Origin of the sequence: Bacillus cereus (genome assembly GCF_002561295.1) — a bacterium.
Taxonomy (GTDB): Bacteria; Bacillota; Bacilli; order Bacillales; family Bacillaceae_G; genus Bacillus_A; species Bacillus_A cereus_S.
Genome location: NZ_NTUG01000013.1, coordinates 77,487 through 99,453, shown reverse-complemented (window position 1 = coordinate 99,453; position 21,967 = coordinate 77,487). Strand labels below are relative to the sequence as shown.

Genomic DNA, 21,967 nt, shown 5'->3' with positions numbered 1-21,967 from the left:
ATGAAAAAAGTAAATCGTAGCGTAATCCCAGATAGTTTGAGAATAAATGGTGGTAAATGGACGGCCGACCTACTAGCGGCCGTTCAACAAACGGGAGAGTTTAGTAAGGTATCATCCTCTTTGAAAAGTAACTATAATCAACCAGATGTCAAAGGAGCTTTAGAAAAGATGTATAGCGGAAAATGTTGTTATTGTGAAAGGTGTCTTGGTATTGGTAGTTATGGACATATCGAACATCGGAAGCCAAAGGCGCTTCCTCAATTTCATCATTTAACATACGAATGGAATAATTTACACTGGTGTTGTCAAACGTGCAATATGGCTAAAAGAAATCAGTGGGATGACGAATACCCTATTCTTGATCCGGCAGTAGAAGACCCAAAAGAGTACGTAACATTTAATATTATAACCGGAGAAATTACCCCCATTCAAAACCAAAAACGTGGAGAAACCACAATTAAACACGCCGATTTGAACAGGGACAAACTTGTTCGAGCAAGAGAACGAATAAGCCAAAAAGTAATGAAAACCATTGTGAGGGCCAAATCTACCCCAACTCCAGAAGATGAGGCATTCTATAAAGAAAGTTTACTAGAATTAACACATGAAGAAGCAGATTTTTCATCTTTTATGGAACAGATTGTGCGGGAGTATTTGTAGGGTTGGTTTGTCCGAGAGTTATTAGAAGTTAGTGCGTGAATATGAGGAGATAAATTGGTGCCTTAGGTATGGAAAAAGAATGGGGCTTTACTAGATAGGGTTTTGTGTATTTTCATGAATTATTAAAGGAAAAGGTATATTATATAATAAGTGGAGGGAGTCACATGAAAAAACAAGAATCTCCAGTAGAGAATTCTCTTATTAATGAGGACATTGAACCGATACTGCGACAGTTTATTTCCATTAATGTAGAGAGAGGCGTTCCAGTAGAAAAATCATTAGAGCTACTTAAAGATTTATTAAATCTTGTTACTCAAGATAGAGAGCATGAATGGCTTAATAAAGTGGAAGCAGTCATACGTTCCGCAAATAATAATGAATGATTTAAGACGTGGAGATGCACGTCTTTTTTGTACAGATAATTCTTTTTCTACATCAGTATCCTAAAAAATGTAATGATCCAGATAGAAAGTTTGTCTGTTATTACAAATGAAAGAGAACTAGATTGTATGAAACGGTTATAAAGAGACTTTCAATTTAAGTAGTTGTCAATTTTTTTTTGAAGGCATTCTATTACCACTCTTTCGAAATTCATAGCGTAAGTTAATACGTTAATCTGTTTAGGAGCGGAAAGTTGATTAAATCGTTTGGTATTTCTAAAGAAGCGATGTAAAAACTTACGCTTTGTATCTGTTAATCTGTCTTGGTGTTTTTGGGGAAGCCCAGCTCTTTCGTATAGAAATTCTTTTACGGCTGCATCTAACCTCAAACTAGCAATCCAATTTAAAGTGGCCTCTGTTGAATGATTGTTTATATATTTTTGTGGAACAGATGGGTTGTAGTGATACTCTTTTAAGTCTTGTTTTGTAAATCCGGTCATTTTTGTAAGTTGTGAAAGAGACAAATTTTGGTTTGAAAGTTTATTTAAAATATTTTGTTTGCTAGTTTTATTAGAATCTCCTTTATTATGCAGTCTTCTTAATATTTTCAGGGATTGTGTAGTATCTCCTGTGAATTCTTCTATTATGCAGGGAGCTTCATCTAGATTAGTATGACTAATCATGAAATAATATAAATCATATTTTCCTACTAGAACATATTCATCGTCCTGAGGATGCTTTTCAACTGGTAAGAGTAAATCAAAGGTACTAAGATAAGAGAACACGTTATCCATCCTTGTATAGAACACTTTTGTAATATGTGGGATATATAGTGGTTTTATTTTTCTAAGAGGAATCGTAATAATTTCTTGTGTGAGATATGTGCTAATCATATATACACCTCCTAATAGTATGTATACGACATTTTAAAATTGTCCTATGACAATTTTATATGAAAAAGTATGTAGCAAATTTGTGAAGAGAATTGTTTGGTAGAGGTATGAGACTCCGACTGGGTGAAGTTGGAGTTTTTTTGTTTAATATTTACATTTTGAGCTATATACTTGTATGTAAATGGAATAATATGAACTATTGTTACGGAGGAAGTATATGCGAGAGAAACTACTTATTGAATGGGCAAAAAAAATAAAACAGGTTAACCAGATAGATACTAATAAATCGAATTGGATTACAAAGATAGATGATAGAGGATTATATGTTGAAACAGAATTCTCACGTGAAAAGTACAAAAGGGGAGAAGGATCACATCCATATTTTATGATAACTTTTGAGGCTCTTCAGCAAGCTTGGCAAAAATTCATTAATGTTCGTGCAGTAACGGGTGAAAATTTTGGGCAGGTGAGTGAACATAACGCTTTTTTGATGACTTTCTTTTCACAACTTCCTTTTGTGAATGTAACTGGCTCAAAATCTATTACACTTAAAGAATTTCAAACAGATGATCTACCATGTGAGCAATACCATAAAGTGATTACTTTTTTAGAAGAGGTAATAGATAATGCATATGATCCCAAAGAATTAAGTAACCAAACTACTGGGAATTTATATAGAGTTAAATCTAAAGGACGCCAAGATCTGAGATTGTTAGGCTTTTTGAATGAAGCTCATGAGATTAATATAACTCTATTAAATGAATATATTGAATCAAAAAATAAGAATGCTTTTATTCGCAATTTGATTTTGAAACAGGAATATTTTCAAATTGCTCTATTTATACTTGATCTCTTACGTAGCTATTCAAAGCCTGAAAAGAAAGAAGCTTTAGTGAATTTAGCAATGACGATTGTTCGAAATTCGCGAGGGGATAATTTAATGCTTGAATCATTAGCTAAGGAGCGTACTCATAACTTGCTAATGTGGCTTGAGAAGGTAGGATTAATTAACGAGAGCTGGGTTCCAGTTGAGCAATATTTAAAAGAGAATGGTGAAGAGGGCAATACTATGGATACTAAATTACGTCAAGGTTTTTTGAAAGTTATGGGAGAGTATTTGGAGGCAAAAAGAGAAGATTTAAAAAATCATGATTTAGCTTCATTTGTTAGAGCGGACATGCCAAAAGAGTTTATGCAGCTTTCTTTTATAGATGGTAGTAAATATACTGTAACAGGTTCAGTTGGAAAGGGGAATTGGGCAGCTGTCCCTTGGTTCGCGATTATGAATAGCGGCATTACAACATCGACTAGAAGAGGGTATTATGTTGTTTACTTATTTAGCGAAGATATGAATCGACTATATTTAACAATAGGACAAGGTGTAACCGACACTTCTAAGGGAGACATGGAGAATACTAAAATTGAGATTCGCCAACAAATACATATGTCTGAAAAAGTGAAAAAAGATGATGATATATCCCTTGGAACAGGCCAAAGAGGAACAGGATACGCAGACTCAACAGCGGCATACATTTCATATGATGCTAATCAAATGCCAAGTGAAACAGAATTAGTAGAAGATTTAAAAGAAATGCTTAGCTATTATGAGAGGTATATTGTTTTTAGAGAGAAAGGGGCTGAGCCTGCAATGGTTTCCGAGAAAAAAGAAATAGATTTGAACGAGAAGGAAATTGTAGATCATGTCTCTTCTTATATGAAAAGCAAAGGTTTTTATTACGATAAACAAGATATTATTAACTTTGTCTTTTCCTTAAAGACGAAACCCTTTGTTATTTTATCTGGTATTTCAGGGACAGGGAAAACCAAAATTGTTCAGTGGTTTGCTGAAGGTTTAGGTGCAACTGAGGAAAATGGACAGTTCACGCTTATTCCTGTACGCCCTGACTGGAGCGATAGTTCTGACTTACTTGGTTACGTGAATATTCAAGGTGAATTTCAGGAAAGGCCGTTAATTCAAGTTCTGAAAAAAGCAACAGAGAATCCGGACAAGCCTTATTTTGTTGTGCTCGATGAGATGAATTTAGCTCGCGTAGAATACTATTTCAGTGATTTTCTAAGTGTCATTGAAAGCCGTAGATGGGAAGAGGGAGTATGTGTTACATCGGCTGTTCTTCCAGAATCAATTGTTGGGGAGAGAATTACGATTCCATCAAATGTGTACGTTGTTGGAACGATCAATATGGATGAAACGACACATCCATTAAGTAAAAAAGTACTGGATCGTGCGAATACAATTGAATTTAATCAAGTGAAGTTAGATTCCTTTGAGTTTTTAATGGATGCAGAAGAAGTACAGGCAAAGTGCGTTTCCAATAGTTCCTTAACAGCCAAGTTTCTTCATTTAAAAGAATGTTTTCAGCTTAATAAAGATCTCGTGAAGAAAGTATCTCATATTTTAATTGAAATGAATGAGATTCTTGAACTGATTGGAGCGCAAGTTGGGTACCGGATACGTGACGAAATTTGTTTTTACATGGCTTATAACGAAAAAAGTGACCTGTTATCGTTTGACGAGGCGTTAGACTATCAATTGTATCAAAAGATCTTACCGCGTATTGCAGGAAGCGATGGGAGAACAGAAGAAGCATTAAAGAAATTGTATACGCTATGTACAAATCAAGAGTTTGATAATGAAGATGTGATGTCTTATGCGAAGTATCCTCGTTCTGCTAAAAAGCTGTCTCATATGTTAAGGAGGTTCGAGTATGATGGCTTCACCTCTTTCTGGATCTAACAGTGATATAGAGTTAGTTAAGATTGAGACAAAAGATTTGTCATTGACGATTAAAGGGAATACCTATCATGAAAAATATGAGGGCTTAAAAAAACACCAATCAATTGTTTCAGATGAAATGATGCATTTTCATGTGTCTGGAACAAGTGATTCTGTCATGGTATATGATGCTCGGTTACAAAAGCTTAGTGAATTAACCGAGCACCCTCCTATCTTTTTCGAGAATAGAAGTTATCAACTCGTTGTTGTTCCTAAAAATGATCAGGAGTTGTCTTTTCACCATGAGCATCCATCTCTTCGAAAGGGAATCAGCTCTACTCAAATGGGTTCATTGAAACTATTAATGGGAAATCTCTCATTTCCAAATGAAGTAGGATATACAACATTTGAAATTAGAGATGATAAAAATACTTTATTAACAGTCACATTAGAGATTTTTCCATCAAAGCTCGATTACAAAGATGACTATCGAGCTTTATTGGAAGAAGTGAACGATGAAATTTACAATTTGGCATTTCATTTATTGAAAAGAACTTACTTAAGAGCATCAACAATCTATGCGACTAATCCATCTAAAAGTGAGTTTTATCGAATTTTAAATGACTCGTTTCATAGATTTATGAGTGCAATTTCTCATATTAAAAGGCAGCGGCACCATACACTTACTACTCGACATCAGCTTGTACAAGGGGAAAAGATTCGTAGGCTTGATTCTGTTGGGATGAATTACTTACGAAAAAGACCTCACTTGTTTCAAGAAGTAGGGGAAAACATGGTTCCATCAAAAGGCATTACAGCTTATAAGGAAGTAACGTACGATACATTGGAAAATCGATTTGTTAAGTGGATGATTCAGAGAGTCGTACATAAAATAGATGATTTACTTAAATCGTTGGAAAAGGATAATGGATTTAAGAGTTTACCAATTGACGATGAGCTGATTCAAAACGTAAGAAAAATGAGATCTCGAATGAAAAATGAATTGAATGATCCATTTTGGAATGGGATTGGAAAATTGGATCGTTCTGTCTTTTCTCTAGTCATTCAAATGGCTGCTGGTTATAGAGAGGCGTATCAAATTTTTCTAATGTTATCGAGAGGTTTAACACTAAGAGGGCAGATTTTTAAAATGTCTGTTAAAGATGTTGCGAGATTGTATGAGTATTGGACGTATTTAAAGCTTGGACAAATTCTATCTAAAAAATATGAAACAGTGGATCAAGATATTATTAAAGTTCGGCAAGACGGATTATATGTAACACTTGATGAAAGTAAAACGGCAAAAAGAGTATTTAGGCACCCAGAAACAGATGAAATGATTGAACTTTATTTTCAAAAAAGAAACAAAGCATTGCCAACGGTCACGCAAAAGCCGGATACAATGCTTGCGATTGAGAAGAAAGGGAAGGACTATCAATATCAATACATTTTTGACGCCAAATACCGAATCGACTTTGCCAAAAGTGACTCCCATTATAAAAGACAGTATGGAACGCCGGGGCCAATGGAAGAGGACATTAACACAATGCACCGATATCGAGATGCATTAGTAGTAGACCAAGGTGGACCATTTGAGCGAACAGCCTACGGAGCTTATGTATTATTCCCATGGAATCAAGAGGAAGAATATGAGTATCATCCTTTCTATAAAAGCATTGAAAAAGTAAACATCGGTGGATTTCCATTCTTACCAAACGCAACAAGACTAGTAGAACAATTTCTCGACCATCTTATTGAAAAGAGCCCAGAAGAGATTATAAGGGAAGGAATCCTTCCAAGAGGAACAAAAGAAGAATGGCAATCCTCTTTAGATGAAAAGGTATTAGTTGGTAGTGTGAAAACAGAAAAAGACTATGAAGAATATATGAAAGAAGGCTTCTATCGAATTCCTGTCTCACATTTAAAAACAGGCTGGCAAGAAGCGAAATACATAGCCTTATATGTACCAAAAAAGTGGTATGGAGAAAACGGTGGGATTCAATATGTCGCCAGGATTAAAGACATCCATATAAACAGGGAGGATTCATTATTTAGTGATGAAACAAATAATTATGTTTATTTTAAACTAGGGCCATGGAAAAAGCTCGATCATCCTATTCGTCCAGTGGGATATGGTATTCAGGCATATATTCTAACAAGCATGTCACTATTAAAAGAAGTGCAAGAGCTCCCTGAATTATTTATGAAGTCAAAAGAAGAACGGGTTCTTTGGAAGACGATGCGGCGATTTACGAAACAAGTGAAGATCGAATTAGATCACTTATATTTGGATGAGGCGTCTTCTATTAGGAGTTATTCTATTCAAGATGTTCAAATTAGGATTGATTATGAGCAGGGGAATGTGATGGTAGGGAAAGAAGACCAATTTAAGGAATTGCCTTTGGAGTTGGTTGTTAGGAGTTCTGCGGTATTGTTTAAGGTGGTTTTGGAGTGTTTATGTTTGTATAGAATATATTTAGAAGGTGTTTGATGTTTTCGTAACTGTTGAATACTGCTTTAGTTGTCTTTATCTGTTATAGGATATTCTAGAGTAATTGTTTGGATAATTTGTGACTATATAAGGAGGTTGATCATCAATATTTCAGAAGAATGGTTGTTATAGAACGGAATTAAGGATTAAGATATAATACAATTGATTGGAACGATGAGTGTTTATGGATTTTGTTTTCAAAAATAGCGGATAGAGATAGGATTTTCTATCAATTTTCGTTCACAGATAATAGTAGTTTGAAGAGGAAGCATTAAAGAATAGATATCTTTGGAACTTCCTTTTTTTCTGTTTAGACGGAGTTATGATAATAGGATTAATGTTTGTAAGAAATATTTTTGTTTTTATACAGACAATTTTGTGAGTTTAATTTCAATATATTATTTGCTATTTTTTATTGAACTAGTTCTTTATTTAATGATTCAGCTTTATTTATACTATCTCATGTGAATGAAATATTTGGTAATGTTTGTTTTGGGCAATAGGCGTTTGGGTTGCTATAGTTCATAACCCTTATATTAACGATAATAAATTTATACATTAATATTGATTTATGAAACTGTTATGATAACAATCATCCAGTGAGAAAGAGTGTAATTTCATTGTCATTTCATCAGATATTTCTTTGATGAAATGACAATGAAAAATATATTTATATAAGGCGATTTTAAACGAATGGTGTAGAAAATTATGATTGTCACAGAATGCGAAGAAGAAATTAATATGAAACACTTTGTATACAGAATGTTTAAATCAGAATTGTGATTTTGAAAGTGGGTGTAGAGGGCTTAATTGAGGAGATGAGAAATTATATCTTATTGAAAAGTGAAATGAAGTTGTCTGGTATGAATGTATTCCATTCTGTAGCGATGAAGATTAATAATTATTGTATAAGATAAAATAATTCAAATTGCTAATAGCATGCTTGAAATAAACTTTTAAAGAAGAGATGTATTTAATGAATTAATTAACGATGTAATCCCAATATAGTTTATACTGTGTGACAGTATTAGATTTAGTGTAGAAATATCAATGTATAATGGGTAAAATAATAAATAAATTCAAATTGATTTAGTGAGGTGGTAACTAATGGGGAATGTATTAGATATTAAAGGTGTTATGGAAAAATCTGCAGAAACTTTAACTTACAATACTATGGTAACAATAGATAATCATGGAGAGCTTTATGCAGAAATGGTACATTATTTAGAAATGTTAAATATGTGGACTAGTAAATTACAGGGATTTGAGCAAAACGCAGTTCTTAAAGAAGTCTGTTATGACCTACTTTCTTCTTTATACATAGCTGGACAAGGCATGTATAGAAATGCGTATATATGCTTAAGAAGTGCTCTTGAATTAGGAGTTAGTTTTACATACTTTATTGATAGAAATTATGACTACCTACTATGGAAGGTAAATGACTATGATATGAAATGGTCAACTTTAAAAGATCCTGATAATGGTTTGTTGAGCAAGAAATACTTTTCATTATTTTTAGGTGATATTGAAGTTTCAGAACTGATAGAGAAGTTTAAAACTGTTTATAGGGAATGTTCTGAATATGTTCATGGAAAATATAAATATATGCATACAATTGGAGAACAGAAAATACTTTACCAAAAAGAAAAAATTGAAACATGGGCATCGATGTTTATAGACATAGTAAAGTTACTAAATATATTATATACAATAAGATTTACTGAGTATGCAAATTCATTTGCAGATGATAAGAAAATAAGTCTAAAGGAAATACTTTCAGATTACAAACTAGGGGGGATTTTATGAGCATGACTTTTGATGATGAATTTATTTTTCGAACAGAGGATATCAGATCTCAGGAACTAATTGATATTTTTGTTGCAACTAAAATGGATAGGGATAATTTAAACTATATTAAAAGTAAATCTCCTTTATTATTAGAAGGGAGCAGGGGTACAGGTAAAACAATGCTTTTAAGAGTTGCTGAAAAAGAAATGGATGAAGCGTTTAATTCCACAAGAGAGCTAGCGGTATTTGTGAATTTTAGTAAAGCAATATTTGTTGATGTAAATAAGGATATAGGTTTCTTTAGAAATTGGATGTTTTCAAAGGTGTTATTTGCTCTCAAAAGAAAATTGGAAAAAAAGGGGATACTACTCTCTTCAACTGGTATATTAGGCAACTATTTTGGATTTATAGACAAAGAAGATGATATTTTACAGAAGTTAGATGATTTTATATACGTTCTTGAAAATTCATGGGGTAATAAAAACTTTGACATATCTGAAAAAGTTAGTGAAATTTTTGGAGTTGATATAAGACGAGTCGGAATTATAAGAGATGTTGATTATTTTAAAGCATTAATAGAAGATATCTGCGAAACGTGTAATATTAAAAGGATAGTATTACTTTTTGATGAAGCATGTCATAATTTTATTCCAATTCAACAAAGAGAATTTTTCACTATGTTTAGGGATTTAAGGTGCCCTTTTATTAGCTGCAAGGCTGCTGTGTATCCTGGTATAACATCGTATGGTACATTTCAAGCTTTTCATGATGCTATGGTAAAAAAGGTAGAGAGAGAGATTACTAGTCCAGATTACTTAGAAAAAATGAGAGAGATTGTAAAAAATCAAGTGGATGATAACACTTATAAAATATTTGAAAAAAATGGTGATAATTTTAATGCTCTAATTTATGCAGCATCAGGAAATCCAAGATTATTACTTAAAAGTTTATTTATGGCAAGTGAAGATTTAAAAAGCCTTAAAACTAGTAATGTTAACTCTACAATTAAAAATTTCTATAGGACGAATATTTGGAATGAGCATACTAAATTAAGTGATATCTACATAGGCCATAAAAAACTTATTGACTGGGGAAGATGGTTTGTAGAGAATAAAGTCTTAACAGAAACAATTAATAAAAATGAGAAAAGGTTAAATGAAGAAAAGCATCAACAAACAATCTTTTTTACAATCCAGAGAGATGCTCCTGCAGTTGTGAAACAATCGATAAGGATACTGGAATATTCAGGGATTATATCGCTTCACACTGAAGGTACGAAAGTTAGGACAGATGTTTTTGACAGATATCAAATAAATTTTGGAGTTGTATTAGCTTCAGAATCTAAGAGTACACCGGTTAACAGATATAAGGAAATAATCTCGGATTTGTCAATAAAACTGTTTACCGAATATGGTATAAATTCACCATCATATGAAAATATAAATGAATTGACATTTGCTAAATCTGAAGCGGATGTAAAAAAAATTCTGGAAACGTTGTTGAAAGAACCTATAGATAAATTAGATATCACAGGGTTTCAATGTGACACATTAAAAAATGTCGGTTTTACAACGTTAGAAGATATTATAAGCGCTAAAGAAGAAGATTTACAAAAAGCTTATGGAATTGGTCCTGTAAAATCAAGGAAAATTTATAATGTTGCTTTTAATGCTACTATAGAATATATATCTGGTTAATAGATATCAAAACTTTAATTAAAGTATCTTCACAATCTGAACTGTACCCTATAAAATGGACAGTTTAATAAAAAGACCCTAAAAAATCAAGCACTAAAAAAGATGGTTTCGGTATTCTACCGGGGCGATCTTTTTTAGTGTCCACTAATAACGGTTATTATTATAGTCCTCCATAATAATAAAGGTCTATTTTTTAACCGCGCTTTATACCATCCCTTTGTTCTGGAGTCAGCGGTGATTAATCCCTGTTTACTTTTAAAAAGCATATGTTGTGAAATCCACAATCTTCATTTATATAGAACAAATTTTAATAGTTCTCCCCTCAAATCTATGAACTTTGTCATTATAGGGGTTGTCTATTTGTTTCCCATCACATTTTGAGTATGTTATATATTGTCCATAAAACTTTAGAATTAAGTGACGTAAATAATACCTCTTTTTAGTATAAAATACTATTAAGATACTAATTGATATTGTTTTATTAATGTAATAACTAAAATTCACCTACGGATGCATAAGGTGGTTTATAGCCTCTATAAGTCATCCTATAACAACACATGTTTTTATATTATAATTGTATGTAATAAAATATAAGGTGATGAGCGATGAATACTATTCTTATAACAGAAGAACAAAAGTATTTAGATAAGACCGTAAATGTGATTGATAGTTTATTAGATCAAACGCAAGATGCGATAAAAAAAGAAGTGACTTCACAAGTGGAAGCGAGCTTAAAAGAAGTAAAACAAAAACAAATAAAGAAATTGAATGAGGCTCGAAAAAGTCCTTATTTCGGCAGACTTGATTTTGAAGATGAATATGGTGAAGAAACTATTTATATAGGGAAAAAAGGTATTGATGATGACGGAGAGCTCGTTGTAGTAGATTGGCGTACTGATTTAGGGAAGCTTTACAATGCTTATCAAGGCGTACAAGCCCGCTTCTCTATTGGAAACGATCAGAGTAAACCAGTTCAGATTCTTGGTAAACGAGGTATCATTATTCAAGATGGGGATATCGTTAGTGTAAATGAAATCGGTAAAAGTGGAATTGTAGAAGAGGAAGATGGCCAACAAGTAAAATATATGGATGATTATTTAAATGAAATCTTATCTAATACAGGAGAATCTCATCAATTAAGAGATATTGTTTCAAGTATTCAGGCAGAACAGGATGAGATTATCCGTTTACCATTAAAAGATACAATTATTGTCCAGGGAGCAGCAGGTAGTGGAAAATCGACTATTGCTCTTCATCGTATCTCCTATCTCTTATATCAATATCATGAAAAAGTGAAACCAAAGGATATTTTGATTTTGGCACCAAACGAAATTTTCTTATCATATATTAAAGATATTGTTCCCGAGATTGAAGTAGACGGTATTGAACAACGTACATTCTATGATTGGGCATCGACTTATTTTACAGATGTAAATAGCATTCCAGAACTTCATGATCATTATGTGAACGTTTATGCTGCTTCTAATAAAGAAGATTTAATAAAAATCTCTAAATATAAAGGGTCTCTTCGTTTTAAAAAGCTATTAGATGATTTCGTAGAATATATCGGAAGTACAATGATCCCACATGGTAGCATCATTATTGGAGCAGATGTTATGCTTCAAAAAGACGAAATCCATAAATTTTATCAAACGAAAGAACATTTGCCACTTAATGTTCGTATGAAACAAGTAAAAGACGTCATTACAAATTGGAGTATTGCAGAAACAAAGAAAAAGCTAAAACAAATTGAAGAAGATTTTGAAGATGCATATCAAAAGTGGGTTATTACGCTTCCAGAAGGAGAGGAGCGTAAAGCAATTTATGAAGCATTAGAAAAAGCAAAAGAATTACGCGAGAACGTATTCCGAGAAAAAATGAAAAGTGAAATTGAGTTATATGTGAAGAAAATGCAGCATATTTCTGCAGTTCTTATGTATAAATCTATTTTCCAAAAGAAAGTATTTGATACGTTCCATAAGGATATAGAACAAGAATTGCTTAGCTTGCTTTTGAAAAATGGACGACAAGTAAAACAAGAAAAATTTACATATGAAGATATTGCACCGCTTATTTACTTGGATGCGAAGATTAACGGTAAAAAGTTGGAATATGAGCATATTTTCATTGACGAGGCACAAGATTATAGTCCATTCCAACTTGCAATTATGAAAGATTATGCGAAATCGATGACAATTCTAGGTGACATTGGGCAAGGGATTTTCTCTTTTTATGGGTTAGATCGTTGGGAAGAGATTGAGTCCTATGTATTTAAAGAAAAAGAGTACAAGCGTCTGCATCTACAGACGAGTTATCGTTCTACAAGACAAGTAATGGATATGGCAAACCGTGTGCTGTTAAATAGTAACTATGATTTTCCACTTGTAATTCCGGTGAATCGTCCAGGTGCTGTACCTTCTATTAAAAATGTGACAAGCGCTGGAGATTTGTATGATGAGATGGTACGTTCTATTCAAACTTTTGAAGAAAAGGAACATAAAACGATTGCTATTTTAACAGATACGAAACAATCAGCTATCGACACGTATGATGAGCTTGGGCGCCGAGGAGTAAATGGTATTCAAGTTATTTTAGAAGGAAGACAAGAACTATGTGAAAAAATTGTTATTATTCCATCGTATTTAGTAAAGGGACTGGAATTTGATGCGGTTATTATGCACGATGTAAGTGAAAGAACCTTTAAAGATGAGACATTACACGCTAAAATGTTATATATGTCCATCACACGTGCACACCATGATTTACATATGTTTTATCGTGGTAACATATCACCGTTATTGGAGGATCGTGATCCGAATGCACCTCCAAAACCAAGAAAATCTTTTGAAGACTGGTTAATCACAGATATTTCTAATCCAAACATCGAACCACAAGTGGAAAAGATGAAAGTAGTAGAGCAAGAAGATACGTTACGTTTGTTTGACGATGAGGAAGAAGAGGTAGTCATGGAAGCATTTGAAGAAGATCGTGAACGTTACTATGACTTTTATGCATGGTTGAAAGTATGGCATCGTTGGGCAGAATTAAAGAAGAAGCTACAGGAATAGAAATTAAAGGGTTGTGATATAGAAATGAAAGTATATTCTGGCGGGTTTACAGCCGAGCATTTATATCGTAATGAAGTGAAGATTGTGGCAGACCTACAATTAAAAGGGATGTCAAAGCAAGCTATTAAAGATAAAGTATTTGAAGAGAACCTCTTTCATTGCCGTAGTGAAGCGGCAATGAAAGATATTTTTCCACGTGTGTATAGAAGAGCGGAAAAGTTGAATGATACATTGCGTGAAATGTTAGTGAATGGTTCACGTTCTGATAATAATGCTATTTTGTTATATGCGTTTTTAACGCACTTTAAGTTTCCGCGTGATTTGGTGTTAGAAGTTATTCATTATAACTTAAGGCGCTTTAAGAATACGGTGACAGAAGGAAATGTCATGACCTTTTTTGAAGAAAAAGGTCAACAGTATGAAGAAGTTCGAAACTGGACGGACCAAACGAAGTATAAACTAAAGCAAGTTACATTAAAGATCTTAGTGGATGGAGAACTCCTTGTGAAAAAAGGAAATGAGTATGAAATTAAATCGATTCCGCTAAGTAAAGAACTGAGGGAATATGTAGAGAAGGATCCCGAGTATAATGACTTGCTTATTCTTACATTAAATGACTGATGGTGGTATAAGTGGAAATAATTCAAAAGAAATTGGATCGTTTTTTTGAAGAAATTCAAAAAGATGACTTTTTAGAGATGCGTGGACTTGGAAATGAAGTCCCTTATTTTGTGTTTGATTACAATCCTGAATATGAACTAATGGTTAGAAATTCAGTGAAATATTTTGCAGATAAAATGCATGTTAACGTAAAGGTTTTAAATTTATTTGACATGATCATTGATCTGTTTGAAGACATTGGTGGTATAGAGGGATTAAAACAATTTGAAGAAGAGCAAGGAACGAAAGAATTATTCGAAGCAATTCTTCCAACTTTAGAAGAAGAGCAATTGGTAGAACGCATTGGGGAAGAGGCTGAAGATGCACAAATGGTATTTGTCACAGGCATAGGCAGTGTCTTTCAACTTGTAAGTACACAAGAACTTTTAAACCAATTACATGCCAGAGTAACAAATACACCAATTATTATGTTTTACCCAGGAGAGTATACGGGACAAGGGTTGAGCTTATTCAATCGTTTTGAATCAAATGGATATTATCGTGCGTTTTCGATATAGAGAATAAGGGGAGAAACAAGTATGTTACAGGACTCTTTTACAATTAAGGAATTATTTAAAAAAGAAATTGATCGTGAAATTAATGGTGTGGTCCAAGCAGGACAGCGAGATGAAGATGTTATTCAAGATGAATTAGAAGAGTACGTTATGACAAAAGAAATTAGCGAGAATATGGCGTATTTTTTTAAAAATTATGCATATAGCTTTGAGAATCAAACAACGAAAATGGGCGTGTGGATTTCTGGCTTCTTCGGATCCGGTAAATCTCACTTCTTAAAAATTTTATCGTACTTATTAAACAACGAAAAAGTATATGGCAAGCGAGCTGTAGATTTTTTTGTGGAGAAGACTGATGATCAGGAGCTTTTAAATATTCTTCAGCAATCTGCAAATTATACGAGCCAATCGATTTTATTCAACGTGGATTCTAAATCAGCGGGTGGAAAAAAGGAAAAAGCAACGATTGTTGATGTGTTCTTAAAAGTGTTTAATGAACACTTAGGTTACTCTTCCACACCATGGATTGCTAATTTAGAAAGACAACTTGCAGAAGAGGGTATTTATAGTCAGTTTGTTGAGCGTTTTGAAGAGATAGATGGTACAAAATGGGTAGATAGCCGTGCGCGTTTGTTATTTAAGAAAAAATCATTTGTTGAGGCATTAACACAATTAGGGTATACAAAAGATACTGCAGAAACTGTGTTAGCTGCTTCTAATAAGAACTTTGAAATGAGTTCGGATGACTTTGCTAAGTTAGTTGCTAAGCATGTGGAAAATCAAGGGCAGGATTATCGATTGACATTCTTAGTAGATGAAGTTGGGCAGTATATTGGTGATGATTCTGATTTAATGTTAAATCTTCAAACGGTAACAGAAGATTTAGGTAACCATTGTCACGGAAAAGTTTGGGTTATTGTTACATCTCAAGAACAAATCGATGCTGTAACAAAAATAAAAGGAATGGAGAAGTTTTCAAAAATCCAAGGCCGATTTGCGACAAAAGTTCATCTTACAAGTTCGAATACAGACGAAGTTATTAAACGTCGTCTTTTAGAAAAAACACCAGCAACAGCAGACCGTTTGCAAATTGATTTTGATCAAATTGGTCAAAGTTTAAACAACACACTAACGTTTGAAAAAGATAAAAGTGTTCTTCAAAATGGATTCAAACATGCAGATGAATATGCATCTATTTATCCATTCGTTCCGTATCAAGTAGAATTATTACAACGTGTATTCAATAAGGTTCGCCGACAAGGAGAAGCAGGTGCTCACTTATCACAAGGGGAACGCTCTTTACTAAATGCCTTCCAGGAAGTTGCAATCCAGTTAAAAGATGAAGATACAAACCAATTAGCTCGATTCTCTCAATTCTATGAAACGGTTAAACGTTTCTTAAGCACATCCGTTTCATCTACGATTATTGAAGCAGGCAAACGTGACGGTATTACTGAGTTTGATGTGGAAGTGCTTAAAGTATTATTCATGATTAAAGGTATTGATGAAGTAAAAGCGACAGTTGAAAATATTACAACATTGCTTGTAGATAGTGTAGATTGCATTAAAAATGAACTAGAAAAACAAGTAATTCAGTCGTTAAGCCGTCTTCATCAAAAAATGTTGATTGCTAAGAATGCAGACCGGACATTTGTCTTCTTGAGTGATGATGAACAGGAAATTAACCGTGAAATTCAAAATGAACATGTAAATGAGGCAAATATTGTTGACTCATTAGGCAGAGTGTTCTATGAAGATATTATAAAAATAAAATCGTACCGTTATCAAAAAACGCATGATTTTGAATTTAATAAGGCATTTGACACATATAATCGCGGTGGAAAAACAAATGCGTTAACACTTCAAGTGTATACAGGTGATGTTTCAGAAGAACAAGCGCGTGCAGATGCGAACTCTGGAACAATGATTATGTATATTCCTGATCATTATGCAGAAAAATTCTTTGAGCCAATGCAATATGCGCAAAAAATTCAAACATTTGCTAATAAGAAGAGTTCAACAAGTTTAACGGAAAAGCAAAAACGAATATTAGATGAAAAACGTGCACAAATTGGTCAATTTGAACAGAAGGCAACAGAAGCGTTAGTGGAAGCAGCAACAAATGCAAAATACTTTATTCAAGGACAAGATTACGAATTTAAGAGTACATTAGAAAGTCAATTGCAAAGTGCATTTGAGATTTTAGTTCGAAATACGTATAGCTATTTAAGTTATATTGATGAACCGGTACCTGTGAAAAATGCCAATGAAGTCCTTTTTGATTGGGCAACAAAAGGACTTCCGGCAAGATTAGATGGTACATTTGAAAATCATCTAGCGTATGACACAGTAGTTCGCTTCTTAGAGGAAAGTCGCGGGAGACAAATTGTTACAATGAAATTGTTAGTAGAGAAATTTAAAGATGTACCGTACGGATGGAGCGAAAATGATATTGCAGGTATGGTTGCAGCAGCTCTCTATAATAAAAAAATTAAGCTGATGTACTTAAATGAAAGTTTTGATACAATGAACTCGCAGTTTATCGCTCGAATCACGAAGGCTTCTGAAAGAGAAAAAGTCGTTATTGAGGCGCAAATCGGCATACCACCACGTGTGCGTAAAGAAGTTGTAGAAGCAATGCGTGAACTGTTCAACTTCTATGATATTGGTGAAACGTACGATGAAGTTGCGAAAAACATTCGTGATCAAATTCAGAAACACTTCATGGAGCCAATCAAGGGTATGCAAGATACGAAGCGACATGAGGACCAGCAATATCCATATCCGGGTGGTATTACACTCTCTAAAATTAAAAATAGCATTGTAGATTTATTGTCTATCACAAAGCAAGAAAACTTTATAGAAGAGTTTATTGAGCTTGATGAGGATTTAGAAGAATGGTCAGAAGATGTACAGCATTTAAACTCATTCTATAATGGTAATGCAATTCGTCATTTTAAAGAAAGTGTACACGTATTAAAAGAACGTCGTGATGATTTAGACGTAGCGCAGCATGATGCAGAAGTGCAAAAAGTGAAAAATAGCATTGTAAATATCTTAACAAGCGATAATCCATACAAGCAGATTCCTAACTTGCCAATTTTGAATGAGCAATTGAAACAAGGACTTTCTAATTTTGTAAAACGGGAAATTGGTACACAATTGAAGCAGATGGAAGCAATTCGTCGTGATATGGAGAGCTTACAAACACGTTATAAGGATATAGATTCTATCAAAGCAGTAGTTCAAGAGAAAATAGCTGAATTACAGCAACGCATTGAACAAATGCAAGACCTTGAGAGTATTTCGCGTGTATACACATATACACAAATGGCAAACAATGACTACCGCCGTTTGGAAGAAAAAGTTCGGGAGCTATATGAAGAGTATATAGGTGATGAACCAGACGTTGATGATCAATTTGAAATTGTGGAAATGAGCGTCTCGCAATTGATGTCAGCTACATTACCAAATGGTCAGTTTGAAATTAAAAACAGTCAAGATTTAAAACAATGGTTGAAAAAACTTGAAGATGAAGTAAGTAAAGAATTAAATCAAAGAAAAACAGTAATGATTAAAAAATAAAGGAGAAAAATGCGATGAACAAAAAAGCGCTAAAGGAATTTGCGGTTTATGCCCGCAACGAACTTCGTGAACAAATCGCATTACGAGCACAAGCCTTTGGGATCACACCCGAAGGCTCTCCTGTGCTTGTAACAGGTGCGGACTACGTAGAAATAAACGGAAAGAAATATCCAGCAACTTATAAAAACAGTATTCAAAAGCTGTTAAAAGAAATTGAAACAAAAGGCTACGATAATATAATTGAAGAAGTAGCATACACATGGTTTAACAGACTGATTGCGATTCGTTACATGGAAGTACATAACTATCTTCCATCAAAAGTGCGTGTACTTTCTAGTGAAACGAAAGGGAAAGTCGATCCAGATATTTTAACGGAGTATCAATATACGGATTTACCAGTTAATAAAGAAGAAGTCGCTTCTTTATTAACGCAAGGAAATCGAGAAGAAGCATTTCGTAAGTTGTTAGTTGCACAGTGTAATGAATTAAATGAGATTATGGATTTCTTATTTGAAAAGTTAGAGGACTATACGGAATTATTATTACCAGAATCTCTGCTTCATGCAGACTCTCTTATTAATCAATTAGTCACTCAATTAGATGAAGAGGATTTTCAAGAAGTTGAAGTTATTGGATGGCTCTACCAATTCTATATGTCAGAGAAAAAGGAACAGGTTGGTGGGCTTAAAAATAATGCTGTAAAAAAAGAAGACTTACCTGTTGTTACTCAGTTATTCACACCAAAATGGATTGTACAATATATGGTACAAAACTCGCTAGGTAAATTGTACGATGAGTGGAATCCAGAGAACAATCTTGTAAAGGAGTGGGAATACTATCTTAAATCATCTGAGAAACTACCTATTCCAGATGTTACAGTTTTGGAAGAAATAAAGTTAATTGACCCTGCTTGTGGATCAGGCCATATCTTAGTTTACGCCTTCGATTTACTATATGATATGTATATAGAAGCAGGATACTCGGAACGTGATATACCAAGATTAATTATGGAAAAGAATTTATATGGTCTGGACATTGATAAACGTGCAGTACAAATGGCAAGCTTTGCATTAATGATGAAGGGACAGGAGAAATATCGCCGTTTCTTAAAAAAAGCAAACAATCTAAAGTTAAATATTCATAAATTTGTAGATAGTGAAAAAATTTCTAAAGAAGCATTGGCCTTCTTTGCAGAAAAAGTGGGAGATATTAGCTGGGTGGCCTCTTTGCAAGAGCAATTTGAAAATGCGAAGCAGTTTGGGTCATTAATCGTTCCTAGAGAAGTTACTTCTGTATACTTGGAATATATCAAATGCATCGAATCTTATAACTTAGAGACAACAGATTTATTAGAGGAAGCTTATATTCTTGAATTAATAGAGAAATTAAGGCCTTTATTAGAGCAAGCATATTTATTAGCTTTAAAATATGAAGTGGTGGTTACTAATCCGCCTTATCATAATAAATATAATTCTGTTTTAAAGAGCTTTATGAATAATTATTATAAAGAATTTAAATCAGACTTATATTCGGCATTTATTTATGCTTGTACAAATATGACAGTAGAGAATGGTTTTGTGGGAATGATGACACCATTTACTTGGATGTTCATAACTTCTCATGAGAGGTTACGAAGATACATTATTAATAATTACAGTATTTCTTCCTTGATACAACCTGAATACCATGCATGCTATGAGATTGCGCATGTGCCTATTTGTACATTTGTGATTCAAAATCAGGATCAATCGCCTGTCGGAGAATATATTTGTCTAGAAGATTTTAAAGGTGCAAGTCTACAGCCCATTAAGGTAAAAGAAGCTATTAATAATATAGTTAATTATCGTTATACCACTAATAGTAAGGGCTATGAAAAAATACCTGGTTCACCTATTGCTTATTGGTTAAGTTTATCAGTGATGAACATCTTTCGTAACAATACTGTAGATAAGTTTGCTTTACCGTGTACTGGTATGCAGACAGGAAACAATGGGAAATATGTTAGGGATTGGTTTGAGGTTAGTGTAAAAGAAACAAATATTTATGATATAAATATGAAACTAAAATGGGTTAGATATAACATGGGAGGAGAATTTCGAAAGTGGTATGGAGAATATAATAGCGTTATCTTTTGGAAAGATAATGGAGAAAAAGTTAAAAATGAAAAAAGTAGTGTAATCAGGAATGAGGCATACTTTTTTAACAAGGGGATCTCATGGAAGCGCATAGGAATATCTAATTTAGGTTTGAAAGTTTTACCAGAGGGTTTTATATTTGATCAATCTGGAGATTCTATGTTTTTAAATCAAAAGGACTTTCAGAATCAACTATTAGCTTTTTTTAATACCAAAGTGGCAAAAATATTCCTTAAAGTTTTCTCTCCTACAATGAATTTAACAGCTGGTAATATAAAAAATTTTCCTATAATTAAATTAGATTCAGAGAAGAAAGTTATGGTAGATGAATTAGTAGAGAACTCTATACTTTTATCCAAAAGGGATTGGGATTCCTTCGAAACATCATGGGAATTTCAAAAGCATCCACTCCTTACTTGCCGTGGACAAGCTAGAATATTAGAACAATGGTACGAAAATTGGCAAGAACATGCAGAAAAGCAATTCCGTCAACTTCAACAAAACGAAGAAGAACTTAATAGAATTTTTATCGAGTTATACGGCTTACAAGACGAACTAACACCAGAAGTACCGGATGGAGAAGTAACAGTACGACGTGCTGATCGTGTTCGTGACGCTAAATCTTTCTTATCCTATTGCATCGGCCTTATGATGGGACGTTATTCATTAGATGTAGAAGGTTTAGCATATGCAGGTGGAGAGTGGGATACTAGTAAGTATAAAACATTCCAACCAGATTCCGATGGGATTATTCCAGTAACAGATATAGAGTATTTTGAAGATGATGTGGTGACTCGTTTGCAAGAATTACTGGTTATTATGTGTGGGCAAGATACACTTTCTGAGAATCTTCGCTGGTTAGCTGAGTCACTTACAATGAACGATAATGAGACACCTGTTGAGCGTCTTCGCCGTTATTTTTTTGCTGAGTTTTATAGTGATCACTGTAAGATGTATCAAAAGCGTCCAATTTATTGGATGGCAGATTCAGGTAAGAACAAAGGTTTCCGAGCATTGTTCTACTTACATCGCTATACACCAGAAACGTTAGCGACAATGCGCTTCTCTTATGTACAAAACTTACAAGAAAAGTTAAGCCAGGAACAAAAACGTTTGGAACAAGACCTTGTAAATCCGGATTTAACAACTGTAATGAAGAAACGATATAATAAGCAACTAAAGATACTTAAAGCACAGCAAGACGAGCTTATTGATTTTGATAAGAAGATGGCTGAACTTGCAAATCAACGTATTGCACTTGATTTAGATGATGGAGTAGTTGTAAACTACAAGAAGATTGAAAGCGTGCTTGCGAAGATTAAATAATAAAAAGTGGATAGAGCGTGCTCTCTATCCATTTT

12 protein-coding genes are annotated in these 21,967 nt (G+C 33.6%); 11 read left to right on the top strand and 1 reads right to left on the bottom strand.

What is annotated here, in order from left to right:
• Both CN373_RS10850 and CN373_RS10845 read left to right on the top strand, forming a co-directional pair.
• Positions 1-660, top strand: a complete 660-nt coding sequence (locus CN373_RS10850) for a retron system putative HNH endonuclease (protein ID WP_165771891.1) — start codon at positions 1-3, stop codon at positions 658-660.
• 164 nt (positions 661-824) lie between these two features.
• Complete coding sequence (locus tag CN373_RS10845) at positions 825-1,043, top strand: hypothetical protein (RefSeq protein ID WP_098359302.1); 219 nt, start codon at positions 825-827, stop codon at positions 1,041-1,043.
• Positions 1,044-1,192: 149 nt separating this feature from the next.
• Here CN373_RS10845 and CN373_RS10840 read toward each other — a convergent pair whose 3' ends face one another.
• Positions 1,193-1,933, bottom strand: a complete 741-nt coding sequence (locus tag CN373_RS10840) for a hypothetical protein (RefSeq protein WP_098359301.1) — start codon at positions 1,931-1,933, stop codon at positions 1,193-1,195.
• Between the two features lie 217 nt (positions 1,934-2,150).
• On the opposite strand from CN373_RS10840, the gene CN373_RS10835 reads away from it, so the two are divergent.
• The 9 genes from CN373_RS10835 to pglX all read left to right on the top strand — a co-directional run bounded on the left by CN373_RS10835 (position 2,151) and on the right by pglX (position 21,932).
• Positions 2,151-4,688 (top strand): MrcB family domain-containing protein, encoded by a 2,538-nt coding sequence (locus tag CN373_RS10835; RefSeq protein WP_098359300.1) that lies wholly within the window; start codon positions 2,151-2,153, stop codon positions 4,686-4,688.
• Positions 4,663-7,158, top strand: a complete 2,496-nt coding sequence (locus CN373_RS10830; protein WP_113745328.1) for a restriction endonuclease-like protein — start codon at positions 4,663-4,665, stop codon at positions 7,156-7,158. The genes CN373_RS10835 and CN373_RS10830 overlap by 26 nt, the downstream gene beginning before the upstream one ends.
• Positions 7,159-8,265: 1,107 nt before the next feature.
• Positions 8,266-8,964 (top strand): hypothetical protein, encoded by a 699-nt coding sequence (locus CN373_RS10825; RefSeq protein WP_098359298.1) that lies wholly within the window; start codon positions 8,266-8,268, stop codon positions 8,962-8,964.
• On the top strand, positions 8,961-10,643 hold the full coding sequence (locus tag CN373_RS25550) for a hypothetical protein (protein WP_098359297.1): 1,683 nt from the start codon (positions 8,961-8,963) through the stop codon (positions 10,641-10,643). Before CN373_RS10825 ends, CN373_RS25550 begins: the two co-directional genes overlap by 4 nt.
• A gap of 605 nt (positions 10,644-11,248) precedes the next feature.
• Positions 11,249-13,711, top strand: a complete 2,463-nt coding sequence (helD, locus tag CN373_RS10815) for an RNA polymerase recycling motor HelD (protein ID WP_098359296.1) — start codon at positions 11,249-11,251, stop codon at positions 13,709-13,711.
• 24 nt (positions 13,712-13,735) lie between these two features.
• A complete protein-coding gene (locus CN373_RS10810; RefSeq protein ID WP_240519107.1) occupies positions 13,736-14,332 on the top strand; it encodes a DUF1819 family protein in 597 nt (198 codons plus the stop codon).
• An 11-nt stretch (positions 14,333-14,343) separates the two neighbouring features.
• The gene (locus CN373_RS10805) at positions 14,344-14,889 is read left to right on the top strand and encodes a DUF1788 domain-containing protein (protein WP_240519106.1); all 546 of its coding nucleotides are present in this window, start codon (positions 14,344-14,346) and stop codon (positions 14,887-14,889) included.
• Between the two features lie 21 nt (positions 14,890-14,910).
• The gene (gene brxC, locus CN373_RS10800) at positions 14,911-18,471 is read left to right on the top strand and encodes a BREX system P-loop protein BrxC (RefSeq protein ID WP_098359294.1); all 3,561 of its coding nucleotides are present in this window, start codon (positions 14,911-14,913) and stop codon (positions 18,469-18,471) included.
• A 14-nt stretch (positions 18,472-18,485) separates the two neighbouring features.
• On the top strand, positions 18,486-21,932 hold the full coding sequence (pglX, locus tag CN373_RS10795; RefSeq protein WP_098359293.1) for a BREX-1 system adenine-specific DNA-methyltransferase PglX: 3,447 nt from the start codon (positions 18,486-18,488) through the stop codon (positions 21,930-21,932).
• Positions 21,933-21,967: the final 35 nt, after the last annotated feature.

Bases quoted from the DNA above. Each gene is read 5' to 3' on its own strand.
- CN373_RS10850 (WP_165771891.1), top strand. From the start codon at position 1: ATGAAAAAAGTAAATCGTAGCGTAATCCCAGATAGTTTGAGAATAAAT.
- CN373_RS10845 (WP_098359302.1), top strand. From the start codon at position 825: ATGAAAAAACAAGAATCTCCAGTAGAGAATTCTCTTATTAATGAGGAC.
- CN373_RS10840 (WP_098359301.1), bottom strand. From the start codon at position 1,933: ATGATTAGCACATATCTCACACAAGAAATTATTACGATTCCTCTTAGA.
- CN373_RS10835 (WP_098359300.1), top strand. From the start codon at position 2,151: ATGCGAGAGAAACTACTTATTGAATGGGCAAAAAAAATAAAACAGGTT.
- CN373_RS10830 (WP_113745328.1), top strand. From the start codon at position 4,663: ATGGCTTCACCTCTTTCTGGATCTAACAGTGATATAGAGTTAGTTAAG.
- CN373_RS10825 (WP_098359298.1), top strand. From the start codon at position 8,266: ATGGGGAATGTATTAGATATTAAAGGTGTTATGGAAAAATCTGCAGAA.
- CN373_RS25550 (WP_098359297.1), top strand. From the start codon at position 8,961: ATGAGCATGACTTTTGATGATGAATTTATTTTTCGAACAGAGGATATC.
- helD (WP_098359296.1), top strand. From the start codon at position 11,249: ATGAATACTATTCTTATAACAGAAGAACAAAAGTATTTAGATAAGACC.
- CN373_RS10810 (WP_240519107.1), top strand. From the start codon at position 13,736: ATGAAAGTATATTCTGGCGGGTTTACAGCCGAGCATTTATATCGTAAT.
- brxC (WP_098359294.1), top strand. From the start codon at position 14,911: ATGTTACAGGACTCTTTTACAATTAAGGAATTATTTAAAAAAGAAATT.
- pglX (WP_098359293.1), top strand. From the start codon at position 18,486: ATGAACAAAAAAGCGCTAAAGGAATTTGCGGTTTATGCCCGCAACGAA.